Source organism: Gordonia phthalatica, from assembly GCF_001305675.1.
In the GTDB taxonomy this organism is placed as follows: Bacteria; Actinomycetota; Actinomycetes; order Mycobacteriales; family Mycobacteriaceae; genus Gordonia; species Gordonia phthalatica.
This window is the reverse complement of the sequence record NZ_CP011853.1, coordinates 3,366,216-3,380,949: the sequence shown is the minus strand read 5'-3', so window position 1 is coordinate 3,380,949 and position 14,734 is coordinate 3,366,216. Positions and strand designations below refer to the sequence as shown.

The window sequence follows — 14,734 nt, the reverse complement described above, 5'->3', positions numbered from 1 at the left end:
CTGTGTCTGATCTGAAATCGTTGGCTGGTGCATTCGCTCGGATCTGGGGCGCCGACCCCGGAACTGTCGAACTCATCGCCTTCGCCGCCCACGCGCGTCCGGACGCGGTCGCGCTGACCGGGAGCAACGGCCCGGTGTCGTTCGCGACCCTGAACGCGCAGGTCGCCGCGATGGCGGGGGTGTTCGTCGCGCAGGGGCTGGACCCCGAAGCCGCGGTGGGCGCCGCGGTCACGCCGGCCGTCGCCGCGGGATCGGCGCCGGACCAGATCGCCGACGCCACCGCGGCCGCGATCGCGAGCATCAGGGACGCAGCGCTCGAGGTGGCGCAGACCTTCGACCTGAACTCCTTGCCGGGGATCTTCCGGTCGATTGCGCGGCGGTTCGCCGACCGTGTCGCTCTCACCGACATGGAGGGTGCGGAACTGACCTACGCCGAGCTCGACGCCGTTTCCGACGAGCTGGCCGCGGGGCTGATCGCGTCGGGCGTGGGACCCGAGGGTCTGGTGGGCGTTGGGCTGGCCCGCAATGCGGAACTGATCATCGCTCTGCTCGGCGTCACCAAGGCCGGCGCAGCATACCTGCCGCTCGACCGCTCGCACCCGATCGATCGCCTGGCATCGATCGTCGACGATGCGCGTCCGGTGATCGCGCTGACCGACACGCAGATGGTCGACGAGTGGTCCGACTTGAACGTCCCGTTGGCGACGGTCGACGAGGTCTCGCAGCGCGCCACCGACACCACGCGCGCAAGCATCCCGACGCGCGTGCACGGATCGCACCCGGCCTACGTGATGTACACGTCGGGTTCCACCGGCAAGCCGAAGGGCGTCGTCGTCACCCACGCGGATGTGGTGACTCTGCTGTCGGCGATGGGCCGGGAGTACGACTACTCGCCCGACGACGTGTGGACGATGTTCCAGTCGTACGCGTTCGACGTGTCCGTCGGTGAGATCTGGGTCGCGCTCAGCTTCGGCGGCCGCCTGGTGGTGCTGGACTACCTGACCACGCGCACACCCGACCGGTTCGTGGAAGTGCTGGCGGAGCAGTCGGTGACGATCGTCAACCTGACGCCGTCGGCGTTCTACCAGCTGGCCGGCGCGGTCCGCGAACCCGCTCCGGGCGTCATGCCGCCGTCGGTCCGCTCGATGATCTTCGTCGGCGAGGCACTCGACTTCGAGCAGGTGCGGCGATGGTTCGCCGACCGACAGCGCTACGACGGCAACGACGGCCCCGAACTCAACAACATGTACGGTCCCACGGAGGCGACCGTCTACATGACCCGCCGCGTTCTGACACCCGAGTTCGTCGCCGCGACGCTGGCCAGCGACGTCGGCATGGCGCTGACCGGCTCGCGCATGTACGTCCTCGACTCGCGTCTCGCGAAGACCCCGGACGGCGTGCCCGGCGACCTCTACCTTGCGGGCGATCAGCTCGCGCGCGGTTATGCGGGACGGTTCGAGCTGAACGCGACCAGATTCGTCGCCGATCCCTTCGGCGAGCCGGGCGACCGGATGTACCAGTCGGGCGACGTCGCGATCTTCCGCCACGGAAGCCTGGAGTTCCTCGGTCGCGCAGACGGCCAGGTGAAGCTTCGCGGCTACCGGATCGAACTCGGTGAGGTGGAGGCCGGTCTGCTGGCCGCAGACGGAGTGAACGCCGCCGCAGCAGCGATCAAGAGCCGACCCGGGTTCCCCGACCAGCTGGTCGGCTACGTGGTCGGTGCCAAGGCCGACGGCTCGGAACTCGATCCGGCCGAGATCCGTCGCACCGCCGGCACCAAGGTGCCCGACTACATGGTCCCCGACATCATCATGCTGCTCGACCAGCTGCCGCTGAACGTCAGCGGCAAGCTCGACCGTCGTGCGCTGCCGCAGCCGGTGATCACCGCGACGGCGGAGTTCGTGGCTCCGGAGACCCGCACCGAAACGGTCCTCGCCGAGATCTTCTCCGAGGTACTCGGGCTCGACGAGATCAGTGTGGTGGAGTCGGTCTTCGACGTGGGCGGAAACTCGCTGCTCGCCGCCCGCATCGTCGGTCGTGCCTGCGATGAGCTCGGCGTGGAGCTGAACCTCCGGGACCTGTTCGAGGCACCGACGGTGCGCACGTTCGCCGAACGCGCAGGCTCCGTCGGCACGGGCCTGGCCCCGATCACCCGTTTCGACCCCCGACCGGCAGTGGTGCCGCTGTCGTTCGCGCAGGCTCGGATGTGGTTCATCAACCAGTTCGATCCCACCGAGGCCACCTACAACCTGCCTGCGCTTCTGCGGCTGACCGGCGATCTGGACGTCGCCGCGCTGCACGCAGCGGTCGCCGACGCGGTGATGCGCCACGAGGTGCTGCGCACCACCTTCCCGTCGTACGACGGCACTCCGGTCCAGGTGGCGGCCCCGCGCGACGCCGTCGCCGATGGTCTCGACTGGGCCGTGGTGTCCTCGGAGACCGAACTGGCGGCAGCCGTGGCCACCGGGTTCGACGTCGCCGAGCAGTGGCCGATCCGTGCCCGTCTGTGGAGTGCAGGGGAGGGGACGCATGTCTTCGCCCTCGTCGTCCATCACATCGCGGCCGACGGCGAGTCGATGCTCCCGCTCGTCGGCGACATCGTCACCGCGTACACCGCGCGCGCCGCGGGCGCGGCACCTCAGTTCGCGCCGTTGTCGGTGCAGTTCGCCGACTACGCGCTGTGGCAGCGCGAGGCTCTCGGATCCGCGCGAGACGCCGAGTCGGTGCTGGGCAAGCAGCTCGGATACTGGCGCGAGCAGCTCGCCGGACTCCCGGAGGTGCTCGACCTCCCGGCCGATCGACCTCGGCCGAAGACCGCCTCCCACGCCGGTGACCGGGTGAACTTCACCGTTCCCGCCGAGGTCGGCGCACGCATCGCCGACGTGGCCCGTGACAGCGGGACCACCGCGTTCATGGTGGTCCACGCAGCGTTCGCCGTTCTGCTGGCGCGATTGAGCGCCACCGACGACATCGCGATCGCGACGCCGATCGCCGGCCGCGGGCAGTCGGCGCTCGACCACCTCGTCGGCATGTTCGTCAACACCCTGGTGCTGCGCACGACGGTGGACGCGAGCGACTCGTTCACGGACCTGCTCGACCGCGCGCGGACCGTCGACCTGGACGCCTTCGCGAACGCCGACGTCCCCTTCGAATCCGTCGTCGAAGCCCTGGACCCGGTCCGCAGTGAAGCCTTCTCGCCGCTCGCCCAGGTGATGCTCTCGTTCGACCCCGCAGCCTCGGTCGACCGGCTCGAGGTGTCCGTCGACGGCGTGGCCTTCGAACAGCTCGATCCGCCGACCGTCCCCGCACAGTTCGACCTGTCGATGATCATCCGCTCGGGCACGGACGGCTCGGACTGGACCGGCATGGCGGTGTTCGCGACCGACCTCTTCGACCCGTCGACCATCTCGACGCTGGCCGATCGTTTCGTCGCGCTGCTCACCGAACTGGTGACCGCTCCGTCGCGCGCCGTCGGTGACGCGGTCCTGCTCACGGCCGACGAATCTGCGCATCTGCTCGCCGGATCGGCGGGGGAGTCGTCGTCGGTGCCCGCGGGTGTCCTGGTCGACGGGCTCGCCCGTCGCGGCGAGCAGTCCCCGGACGCCGTCGCACTCGTGTCGGGCGCCCGGACGGTCTCCTACAGCGAGTTCGCGGCTCGCGTCGCGGTCCTCGCGCGCGAACTGATCGCCCTCGGTGTGGGTCCGGAGACCGCGGTGGCGGTCTGCCTGGATCGCAGCATCGAGATGGTCGTGGCGGTGCACGCCGTCATCGCGGCCGGTGGGCGATACGTTCCGGTCGACACCGCGCTGCCGGGCGAACGCGCGCGGTACATGCTCGAGACCGCCGATGCGCGCGTCGTCCTCGTCGGGGCGGGTGCCGTGCCGGACGCCGTCTCGAGTCTGCCCGCGGATGCCGTGACGGTCGTCGTCGACGCGTCCGCGCCCGTCGACGTCTCGACGCCACCGGTCTCTGATTCGGACCGTCGTGGACCCGTGCACCCCGACACCGCCGCGTACACGCTCTTCACGTCCGGCTCCACCGGCCGTCCCAAGGGCGTCACCGTTTCGCACGGCGCACTCGCCAACCTGATCGACTGGTTCGATCGCGTGATCGGCGACGTCACCGACCCGACGATCATGCTGAAGACGCCGTACACCTTCGACGTCTCGGTGCCGGAGCTCTTCTGGCCGATGATCCGCGGATCGCGGATGGTGATCGCGGAACCGGACGGTCACCGCGACCCGGAGTACCTGCGCGGTCTGATCGCCCGCGACCGCGTGTCCATCGTGCAGTTCGTGCCCTCGATGCTGTCGGTGTTCCTCGAGGACCACGCGGAGGGCGAGGACGCACTCGCCTCGCTGGAGCGCGTGCACATCGCAGGCGAGGCCCTGCCGCCCGCGGTGTCCGACCGGATCCTGGCGACCGTGCCCCAGGCCACCGCCTTCAACCACTACGGTCCCACCGAGGACACGGTCTACGCGACCACCGCGGTGCTGCGGCCCGGTGTGCATCAGGTGCCGATCGGTCGTGCCGTCGAGAACACCTCGACCTACGTCCTCGACGACCGCCTGCGGCCGGTCCCCGCGGGGGTGCCCGGCGAGCTGTACCTCGGTGGAGTCCAGCTGGCCCGCGGCTATGCCGCGCAGCCCGGCCTCACCGCGGAACGATTCGTCGCCGACCCGTTCGTGGCCACGCCGGGAGCGCGCCTATACCGCACCGGCGACCTGGTCCGCTGGAACGCGGTCGGCGAGATCGAGTACCTCGGCCGCACCGACTTCCAGGTGAAGCTCCGCGGCCAGCGCATCGAGCTCGGCGAGATCGAGTCGGTCCTGACGGCGGCTCCGGGCGTCGTGAAGGCTGCCGCGACCGTCGCGACGGCCCCCGGAGGCGCCCAGCATCTGGTGGCCTACCTGTCACCGTCGTCGGTCGACGTCGACGAGATCCGGACGTCGCTCGAACGGTCGTTGCCGTCGTACATGGTCCCGACCGTCTGGACGGTCCTCGACGACATCGCGCTCAACTCAGCTGGAAAGCTGAACCGCCGCGCACTCCCGGAGCCGGAGTTCGGCACCGCGACCGCCGAATTCACCGGGCCGGCGACCGCGACGGAGGAAGCGCTCGCCGCGGTCTTCGCGGGTCTGCTCGGTGTCGAGAGAGTCAGCGTCACGGAGTCGTTCTTCGCGCTCGGCGGCGATTCGATCATGTCGATCCAGTTGGCGTCCGCCATGCGTGCCGCCGGGCACGACCTGTCGCCACGACAGATCTTCGAACTCAAGACCGTGCGCGACATGGCGGCCGCGCTCGAGACCGGTACCGCATCGGTGCCCGTGCTCCCCGAGCTCCCGGGCGGAGCGGCCGGTGACACGGTGGTTCCGCCGACCGTGTCGTGGATGCTCGAATACTCCGACCAGGCAGCAGACTTCGCCGACTACTCGCAGGCACTGGTCCTCGCCGCGCCCCAGGACCTGACGGCGGACGGACTGGCCGAGGTCCTCGGCGTCGTCATCGACCACCATCCGATGCTCTCGGCATCGTTGGCCGAGATCGACGGGGCGTGGCGCTTCACGGCGGGCAACACCGTCGACGTCGCAGGCCTCGCCGACGCGGCATCCTCGGACGGCGCCGTGGGCAGCGCGGCGTTCGACGCCGACCTCGTCGCGGCGCACGCCCGTGCCGCGGGTCGACTCGACCCCGCGGCCGGCCGACTCGTCCAGGCGACGATCGTGGACGCCGCCGACGGCGGTCGGCGCATCGTTCTGGTGATCCACCACATCGGCGTCGACGCCGTCTCGTGGCGGGCGATCATCGAGGACCTCGCGACCGCGTGGGCGCAGCGCTCCGCGGGTGTCGAGTACGTACTCCGCGACAACACCACTTCGGCCCGCACCTGGTTCGCGGCCATCGCCGACCGCTTGCCCGAACTCGCCGCCGCCGAAGCGGCCTACTGGTCGGCCCGCGTTCCCGAGCAGCCGACCGATTTCGGCACAGCGCTGGACCCGGCCCGCGATCGCCAGGCGACCGCACACTCGATCGAGCATCGGGTCGACGCGGACGTCACCGAGCACGTGCTCGTCACGGCCCCCGCCGCTTTCAACGGCAATGTGAACGACGTTCTGCTCGGCGCGCTGGCGCGTGCCGTCCGCAGTTGGCAGATCGGACACCGGATCGCGGACGCCGCACCGGTCACCGTCCTCGTCGAGGGCCACGGACGCTACGAAGAAGTGCTGTCGACCGGCGACGCGCCGGTCCGCGCCGACCTCTCCCGCTCGGTCGGCTGGTTCACCTCCATCGCTCCGGTCTCGATCGATCCATCGACCGATGTCGCACATGCGGTCAAGGCCGCCAAGGAAGAACGTCTCTCGCAGCCGAACTCCGGACTCGGATTCGGCTGGCTCCGCTACCACGGGGACACCGGGCTCTCGGAGCGCCCGATGCCGTCGATCGTCTTCAACTACCTCGGCACCGCCGCTGCGGGGTCCGGTGACGCTCCCTCGTTCACCGCGGTCGAAGCACCGATCCTCGCGTCGTCGCCCGCGGGCGGAATGCGTGCCCAGGCGGCACTCACCATCAATGTGAGCGTGCGGCAGGAGAACGACGCCCGCACCCTCGTCGTGTCGATGAGCGCCCCGGAAGCGGTGCTGTCGACCGACGACATCACCGACATCGCGCACCGCTGGTCCGACGAACTGCATCAGCTCGCCGACGTTGTCGACGCCGGCGCCCCCGTCGGACTGTCGCCATCCGACGTTCCCGGCGCCGAGCTCACCCAGGCCGACCTCGACGTGCTCGCCGACCGCTTCCCCGGGGCCGAGGTCTGGCCGCTGTCGCCGCTTCAGGGCGGCCTGTTCTTCCAGTCCGCGCTCGCCGCCGAGACGTCGGGTGCGTTGGACGTCTATGTCGCCCAAGCCGTGCTCGAACTCGGCACGGGCGTCGACGGCGCCAAGCTGAAGGCCGCCGCTGAGACCGTGCTCGACGCTCACCGCGTCCTGCGGTCGGGCTTCGTGCCGACACCGAGCGGTGCCGTGGCCGCCGTGGTCCCCGCCCACGTCGACCTGCCGTGGACCGAGATCGTCCTCGACGCCGCCTCCACCGACGTGTCTGCGCAGATCCAGCAGATCGCGGACGAGCAGCGGGTGCTCCCGTTCGATCTCACCGCGCCGCCGCTCCTGCGGTTCGTGCTGGTGCGGCACGGTGACACCGCGACCCTCGTCGTCACCAACCACCACATCATCCTCGACGGCTGGTCCGGCCCGCTGGTCCTGGCCGACGTGCTCGCGGTCTACGCGACGGGTTCCACGTACACCTCGCAGGCAGCGGGCGCCGCCACGGGCGATTTCGGGGACTTCCTCCGCCTGGTCGCCGGCCGCGACAAGAGCGAGGCGCTGGACGCGTGGCGTCGAGTCCTCGCAGGCATCGAGGGACCGACGCTGGTCAGCACCGGCGTCGCTGCGACCCGGGACATGGCGCCGCGTGATCACGAGATCACCGTCGCGCCGGATCTCCTGGCCGACCTCGAATCGGTCGCTCGTGCTCACAACGCGACGCTCTCCACCGTGCTCCAACTGGGCTGGGCGGTGTTCCTGTCGCGACTGACCGGCAATCAGGTCGTCACCTTCGGTGAGACCGTGTCGGGCCGACCCTCCGACCTGCCGGGTGTCGAGTCGATGATCGGTCTGTTCATCAACACGCTGCCCGCAGTGGTGGATGTGGATCCGACCTCCACGGTCGCCGAGGTCCTCGAACGCATCCAGGCCGACAAGGTCGCCGTCCTCGACCACCAGCATCTGAGCCTGCCCGAGATCGCGGCCGTGACGACCGCGCCGCTGGGCTTCGACACCCTGACCATCCATGAGTCCTATCCGGTCGACGCCGACTCGCTCACCGAGTCCGGCACCGTCGACGGCGGACTGGCGATTCACGGTGCGGAGATCCGGGACTCGACGCACTACCCGCTGAACATGGTCACCGAACCGGCCGGAGACGGCCTCACGGTTCGGCTGAAGTACTTGCCCGCAGCGTTCGCAGATCAGCAGATCGTGGTGTTCGCGGCGGCCCTTCTCGACATCCTGCGCGGCATCGCATCTGCCCCGGAATCGTCTGTGGCCGACATCTCCCTGGACTCCGCGATCGAGGTCGTCTCAGTCGACGACAACGGCGAGGTTCGCGAGCTCTCGACAGCGACGGTCGCCGATGTGGTGGCCGGGCAGGTCGCGACGAACTACGATGCGACAGCGCTGTGGTTCGAGGGACGCGCAGTCAGCTACGCCGAGTTCGGCGACCGCGTCAACGCGCTCGGCCGCAAGCTCATCGCTCTGGGCGTGGGACCGGAGTCCACCGTTGCGGTCTCGATGCCGCGTTCGGTCGAGATGATGGTCGCGATCCATGCGGTCGTCGCGGCCGGTGGTCAGTATGTTCCCGTCAACGTGGACGCGCCCGCTGATCGTGTCGAGTACATGTTCGAGACCGCGGGTGTCGAGGTGGTCCTCACCGCGGTCGGAAGCGATCCCGCGGGAGTCCTCGCGGCCGCCGGAGATCTCGGCCTGCGCTGTGAACGTGTCGATGCCTCCGCGGACGTGCCTTCGGGATCGACGCCGATCACCGATGTCGAGCGGTTGGCGCCGCTGGGGCTCGACAACTCCGTCTACACCCTGTTCACGTCGGGGTCGACGGGTCGCCCGAAGGGCGTCACGCTGACCCACCGCGCCGTGATCAACCGGTTGCGCTGGGGCCTCGACGAACTGCCGATCGACGGCACCGACGTCGTGGTGCAGAAGACGCCGTACACGTTCGACTGCTCGGTTCCCGAACTGTTCGCGCCGTTCATGGTCGGAGCCAGACTCGTCGTCCTCAAGCCCGAGGGCCATGTCGATCCGCTGTACGTGGCGCAGGTGATCGAGGAGACCCGGGCGACGATGGTGCACTTCGTGCCGTCGATGCTGTCGGTGTTCCTCGAGGTCGTCGGACCCGAGCGGGTCTCGGCGATGTCGTCGATCCGCATCGTGTCGACGACGGGCGAGGCACTGCCGCCTGCCGTCGCGGCCGAATTGCGTGCCGCGCTGCCCTCGACTGAGGTCGCAGGCCCCGACGACGGGGTCCTGTTCTACAACCTGTACGGCCCGACCGAGGCCGCCGTCGAGATCACGGCGGAGCGGATCGATGCGGTGTCGTCGGATTCGCTGATCGTGCCGATCGGTCAGCCGATCTGGAACAGCTCGGCCGTCGTCCTCGACTCCCGTCTGCGGCGAGTGCCCGCGGGAGTGCCGGGCGAACTGTATCTCGGCGGCGTTCAGCTGGCGCGCGGCTACGCGGCCCGCGCTGATCTGACCGCCGAACGATTCGTCGCCGATCCGTTCGGGTCGGCGGGCGAGCGGTTGTATCGCACAGGTGACCTGGTCCGGTGGAATACGGCGGGTGAGATCGAGTACCTCGGCCGCACCGACTTCCAGGTGAAGTTGCGTGGTCAGCGTGTGGAGCTCGGCGAGATCGAGTCGGTTCTGGCCGGAGCGCCCGGGGTGGTGCACGCGGCGGCGACTGTCGCCGACGGTCCCGGTGGATCCCAGCATCTGGTGGGTTATGTCTCGGGTGCCGGCGAGGATGTAGATCTGGATGCCGTGCAGGCTGCGGCCCGGGAGGCGTTGCCTGGCTACATGGTGCCGACGGTCTGGATGGTGCTTGATGACATCGCGTTGAATTCGGCGGGCAAGCTTGATCGTAGGGCTCTGCCGGAGCCGGATTTCGGTGCGGTGTCGGAGGAGTTCGTCGAGGCGGAGGGGGAGTCGGAGGCGGCGCTGGCGGCGGTGTTCGCGGAGGTGCTCGGTGTTGATCGGGTGTCGGTGACGGAGTCGTTCTTCGATTTGGGTGGTAATTCGTTGTCGGCGATGCGGTTGGCGGCGCGTGCGGGTTCGGCGTTGGGTGTCGAGGTCAGTGTTCGTGATCTGTTCGAGGCGCCGTCGGTGCGTGGTCTGATCGGGGCGACGGCGGCGAATGCGTCGACGTTGGCGCCGGTCACGGCGGTGGTGCCGCGTCCGGAGCGGATTCCGTTGTCGTTCGCGCAGCAGCGGATGTGGTTCATCAACCGTTTCGAGCCGGGTTCTCCGGTCTACAACCTGCCGACCGTCCTTCGCTTGACGGGACCGCTCGACCCGACTGCGCTGCGTGCCGCGGTGATCGACGTGACGTCTCGCCACGAGATCCTGCGCACGAACTACCCGGCGTTCGAGGGCGAGCCGTATCAGTTGGTCGGTGATGTCGCCGAGTTCGATGACCGTGCCGTGTGGCGGACGGTGGGCAGTGAGGCGGAACTCGTCGAGTCGGTCATGGCCGGCTTCGACGTGGCCTCGCAGTGGCCGCTGCGCGTGATGCTGTTCGCTGCTGCGCCGGATGAGCACGTGCTCGCTGTGGTCGCTCATCACATTGCAGTCGACGGCGAGTCGCTGTTGCCGTTGGTGACTGATCTGTTGGCGGCGTATGTGGCGCGGTCGGCGGGGTCGGTGCCGGAGTTCGTGGCGTTGCCGGTGCAGTTCGCTGATTTCGCGATCTGGCAGCACGAGGTGTTGGGTTCGCCGGAGGATGCGTCGTCGGTGGTGGGTCGTCAGTTGGGGTACTGGCGTGAGCAGTTGGCCGGTCTGCCTGATGTGTTGGAGTTGCCTGCGGATCGGTCGCGGCCGGTGGCGTTGTCGCATCGTGGTCGTCGGGTCGGGTTTGAGATTCCGGCGGCGGTGGCGGGCCGGATCGGTGAGGTCGCCCGTTCTGCGGGTGCGACCGAGTTCATGGTTGTGCATGCGGCGTTGGCGGTGTTGTTGTCGCGGTTGAGTGCTGGTGATGACATTGCGATTGGTACGCCGGTCGCCGGTCGTGGTCAGGCGGTGTTGGATCCGTTGGTCGGCATGTTCGTCAATACGTTGGTGTTGCGGACTGCGGTGGATCCGGGGTCGTCGTTCGCGGGTCTGCTCGATCGGGTGCGTGCGGTGGATCTGGATGCGTTCGCGCATGCTGATGTGCCGTTCGAGACGGTGGTGGACGCGGTTGATCCGGTGCGGTCGGAGGCGTTCGCGCCGTTGGCGCAGGTGATTCTGTCGTTTGATCCGGGTGCGTCGGTGTCGGGTCTGGACGCGTCGGTGGCGGGGTTGCAGATCGCTGCGGTGGAGCCTGAGGAGGTTCCGGCGCAGTTGGATTTGTATGTGACGGTGTCGACGGCGGAGGCCGGGCAGGCCTGGTCGGGTTCGGTGGTGTTCGAGACCGATCTGTTCGATGCGGGCACGGTCGAGTCGATGATGGCTCGCTTCGTGGGTGTGCTGGATGCGGTGACCGCCGATGCGTCGTTGCCGGTGGGTGATGTGCCGATGCTGGGGGCTCCCGAGGTGGCGGTGGTCGCCGCGTCGGAGTCGGGTGCTGCCGTCACGGTTCCTGCAGTGGAGACGGTGTGGGAGTCGGTGGCGGCGCAGGTCGTGCGGACTCCGGATGCTGCGGCGTTGGAGTTCGGTGGTCGTGAGCTCTCGTATGAGGAGTTCGGTGCTCGGGTCAGTGTGCTGGCGCGGGAGCTGGTGGCTGCCGGTGTCGGGCCTGATGTCGCGGTGGCGTTGTCGATTCCGCGGTCGGTGGAGATGGTCGTGGCGATTCATGCGATCGTCGCTGCCGGTGGCGGGTACGTGCCGGTCGATGTGGAGGCTCCTGCCGAGCGCGTGGGCTACATGTTCGATACGGCGTCGGTCGGTGTGGTGCTGGTCGGCGAGTCGACGGCGGACGGTGCTGCGGCTCGGGTTGCTGCTGAGCGCGGTGCTCGGGTGATCGAGGTGGATTGTTCGGGTGCTGTCGATCGCGGTGTGGCGTTGTTCGCTGCGGGCGAACGACTGTCGGCCGTTGCGGGGCGATGATGCGGTCTACACGTTGTTCACGTCGGGGTCGACGGGACGCCCGAAGGGTGTGACGTTGTCGCATGCGGCGGTGTTGAACCGGTTGTGGTGGGGTCTGGACGAGTTGCCGATCGATGCGTCGGACACGGTGATGTTGAAGACGCCGGCGACGTTCGATGTTTCGGTTCCGGAGTTGTTCGCGCCGTTGATGGTGGGTGCGCGGATGACGGTGCTGCGTGATGGTGGGCATCTGGAGCCGGTGTTCGTCGCCGAGGAGATCGCGCGGACCGGGGCGACGATGGTGCACTTCGTGCCGTCGATGCTGTCGGTGTTCTGCGAGGTCGTCGGTCGGGAGCGGATTGCGGCGTTGACGTCGGTGCGGATCGTGTCGTGTACCGGTGAGGCGTTGCCGCCTGCGGTCGCGGCGGAGTTGCGTGCGGCGTTGCCGCAGGTGCTGTTCTACAACCTGTACGGCCCGACGGAGGCCGCGGTGGAGATCACCTACGAGAAGATCGAGAAGATCGATTCGTCGGCGTCGTCGGTGGCGGTGGGTGTTCCGATGTGGAACAGCTCGTCGGTCGTGCTGGACAGTCGTCTGCATCGGGTGCCCGAGGGGGTCGCCGGTGAGTTGTATCTGGGCGGTGTGCAGTTGGCGCGTGGTTATGCTGCGCGTCCGGATCTGACCGCGGACCGGTTCATCGCCGACCCGTTCGGCGCACCCGGCGCACGCCTGTACCGATCCGGCGACCTGGTGCGACGGCTTGCCGGCGGCGGCATCGAGTATCTCGGACGCACTGACTTCCAGGTGAAGCTGCGCGGTCAGCGCATCGAACTCGGCGAGATCGAGTCGGTCCTGGCCGGCGGCACCGGGTGTGGTGCACGCGGCCGCGACCGTCGCCGACGGTCCGGGCGGGTCGCAGCACCTGGTCGGCTACCTGTCCGGAGCGGGCGACGAGATCGACCTGGAAGCGGTGAAGACCGCGGCACGTGAGTCCCTGCCGGGCTACATGGTGCCCTCGGTGTGGATGGTGCTGGACGACATCGCTCTCAATAGTGCGGGCAAGCTGGACCGCAAGGCCCTGCCCGCACCGGATTTCGCGGCGGTGGCCGCGGAGTTCGTCGCTCCCGAGTCCGCCGACGAGGAAGCGCTGGCACAGGTGTTCGCCGACGTTGCTCGGCGTGGAGCAGGTGTCGGTCGTCGAGTCGTTTTTCGACCTCGGCGGCAACTCGCTGTCCGCGATGCGGTTGGCGGCGCGCGCTGCGGAGGCGCTCGGTGTCGAGGTGTCCGTTCGGGACCTGTTCGAGGCGCCGTCGGTGCGGGCGTTGGCGGGGGCGGTTGTCGCCGGTAGCGGCCGCGTTGGCTCCGATCACCGCCGTCGAGCCGCGTCCGGATCGGATTCCGCTGTCGTTCGCGCAGCAGCGCATGTGGTTCATCAACCAGTTCGACCCGGCAGCGGCCACCTACAACATTCCGGTCGGAGTGCGTCTGACCGGCGACCTCGACCCGGTGGTCTTGCGTGCCGCAGCCGAGGACGTCATGCAGAGGCATGAGATCCTCCGAACCACGTTCCCGTCTGCGGACGGTGAACCGAGGCAGGAGATCCACGACATCGAGTGGGCTCGGGAGCACCTCGACTGGGGTGTCGTCGAGTCGGCCGCTGAGCTCGCCGACGCCGCGAGCCGCGGCTTCGACGTCGCTCGGGAGGCTGCGTTCCGCGTCCGTCTCTTCCGCGAGGCCGACACCGAATGGGTCCTGCTCGCCGTCATCCACCACATCGCAGGCGATGGCGAGTCCATGCGCCCGTTGATCAGTGATCTGGTGACCGCGTACGCCGCACGCGCTGCAGGCGCGACGCCGCAGTTCGCGCCGATGGAGGTGCAGTTCGCCGATTACGCGGTGTGGCAGCACGAGGTGCTCGGCGACCCGAAGAACGAGTCGTCCGTCGCAGGTCGGCAACTCGGGTACTGGGCCGAACAGCTCGCGGACCTCCCGGACGTCCTGGAACTCCCCGCAGATCGACCCCGACCGCTGGTGGCCTCGCCTACCGGCGCGGCGTACCCCTTCGAGATCCCCCGCGACGTGTCGGCGCGGATCGAGCAGGTGGCCGCAGACTCGGGCGTCACTGCGTTCATGGTGGTCCACGCCGCGCTGTCGGTGTTGCTCGCTCGTCTGAGCGCGACGGACGACATCGCGGTCGCGACGCCGATCGCCGGTCGCGGCGACCGCGTGCTCGACCCGATGGTCGGCATGTTCGTCAACACCCTGGTGCTGCGCACGAAGGTGGGGACGTTCACCACCTTCACGGATCTGCTGGATCAGGTTCGACGGGTCGACCTCGAAGCCTTCGCGACGGCGGATGTGCCGTTCGAAGCGGTGGTCGACGCGGTGGCGACGGCACGCTCGCAGGCGTTCGCGCCGCTCGCGCAGGTGATGCTGACGCTCGTGCACACGATGGCGGACACGACGGCGGATGAATCAGTGACCGTCGGCGACATCTCGGTGCGGCCGCTGGAGGCACCGGCGGTCTTCGCTCAGCGCGACCTGTCGGTCAATCTCGAGGCAGTCCACGGCGGAGCATGGACCGGGTCACTGGTCTACGCCACCGACTTGTTCGACGAATCGACGATGGCGGTGTTCGCGCGTCGCCTCGTCATCCTTCTGGATCGGCTGACCGAGGACACCGACGGTGCCGTCGGACTCGTCGGACTCCTGGACGATGGGGAACGGGAACGGTTGGCGGATTGGTCGGCAGGTGCCGAGATGGTTGTGGAGCGGAGGCGGATCACCGACGCCTCCCAAGTCCTTCGTTCGAAGGATGACGGTAACTGACTCATCGCCATAGGCGATGATAGATCTGGCGGGTCAGCGCTCGTCGCTGGCT

The 14,734-nt window shown here is 68.7% G+C and carries 3 protein-coding genes and 1 pseudogene; all 4 read left to right on the top strand.

Annotation, left to right across the window (positions count from 1 at the left end; genetic code table 11):
• Positions 1 to 2 precede the first annotated feature (2 nt).
• The 4 genes and pseudogenes from ACH46_RS15765 (at position 3) to ACH46_RS15755 (ending at position 14,682) form a co-directional block, all read left to right on the top strand.
• Positions 3 to 11,873, top strand: coding sequence for a non-ribosomal peptide synthetase (locus ACH46_RS15765; protein ID WP_062393759.1), 11,871 nt, complete (start codon positions 3 to 5; stop codon positions 11,871 to 11,873).
• A complete protein-coding gene (locus ACH46_RS21805; protein WP_335334145.1) occupies positions 11,806 to 12,843 on the top strand; it encodes an AMP-binding protein in 1,038 nt (345 codons plus the stop codon). The genes ACH46_RS15765 and ACH46_RS21805 overlap by 68 nt, the downstream gene beginning before the upstream one ends.
• Positions 12,840 to 13,130: pseudogene (locus ACH46_RS21885) on the top strand (phosphopantetheine-binding protein); the annotation flags it as partial. The gene ACH46_RS21805 and the pseudogene ACH46_RS21885, both read left to right, overlap by 4 nt.
• A 58-nt stretch (positions 13,131 to 13,188) precedes the next feature.
• Positions 13,189 to 14,682, top strand: coding sequence for a condensation domain-containing protein (locus tag ACH46_RS15755; protein ID WP_062393757.1), 1,494 nt, complete (start codon positions 13,189 to 13,191; stop codon positions 14,680 to 14,682).
• The last annotated feature ends 52 nt before the right edge of the window (positions 14,683 to 14,734 follow it).